Source organism: Vibrio sp. YT-19(2023), from assembly GCF_033337395.1.
Genome location: NZ_JAWOQN010000396.1, coordinates 1 through 765 on the forward strand (window position 1 = coordinate 1; position 765 = coordinate 765).

1 protein-coding gene and 1 pseudogene are annotated in these 765 nt (G+C 45.1%); both read left to right on the forward strand.

Going from position 1 to position 765, the window contains the following annotated elements; translation table 11 throughout:
* Window positions 1–573 (forward strand): leucyl/phenylalanyl-tRNA--protein transferase (aat, locus tag R7E78_RS26130; protein ID WP_318058612.1); only part of this gene is annotated, 573 nt, incomplete at its 5' end.
* A pseudogene (locus tag R7E78_RS26135) lies at window positions 570–765 on the forward strand (arginyltransferase); the annotation flags it as partial. The gene aat and the pseudogene R7E78_RS26135, both read left to right, overlap by 4 nt.

Here is a 765-nt window from a genome sequence, read left to right on the forward strand (position 1 = left end):
ATTTTCCCTTGGTATGGTCCAGGAGAACCCATTTTATGGTGGAGTCCTTCGCCACGTGCGGTGTTTGATCCTTTAACGTTTAAGCCATCAAAAAGTCTTAAAAAGATTCAGCGCAAGCATCAATATAAAGTCACTATAAATCCAGCGACTGAGCGCGTCATTCAACTTTGCTCGTCTACCCGGCCAGCAGATGAAACATGGCTGAATGAAGAGATGCAAGCGGCTTATATTCAGCTATCCAACCTAGGGCATTGCCACTCAGTAGAAGTATGTCATGACAACACGCTTGTTGGCGGTTTATACGGCATTAGCGTGGGTCAACTTTTTTGTGGTGAGTCCATGTTCAGTTTGAAAGACAACGCATCAAAAATCGCATTGTGGTATTTGTGCACGCATCTGGCGTCAAAGCATGGTCAATTAATAGATTGTCAGGTGATGAACCCGCACTTGGCATCCCTCGGCGCATTTGAACTTGACCGAGACGAGTTCATACAAAAGCTACTATCTTTAAGAGAAAAGCAAACGGCTTCTGACACCTTTACGCCCCAAGTTTTGCAGGATTCAGAATCATGAGCACAGATCTACAACCCATTCGAATTGGGTTAACCAACAACCATCCTTGTAGCTATTTACCGGAGCGACAAGAGCGTGTTGCGGTGGCATTGGACGCTGAATTACATACTGAACAAAACTATCAACTATTGATGGCTAATGGCTTTCGTCGCAGCGGAGATACGATATACAAACCACATTGCGAGCGTTGCC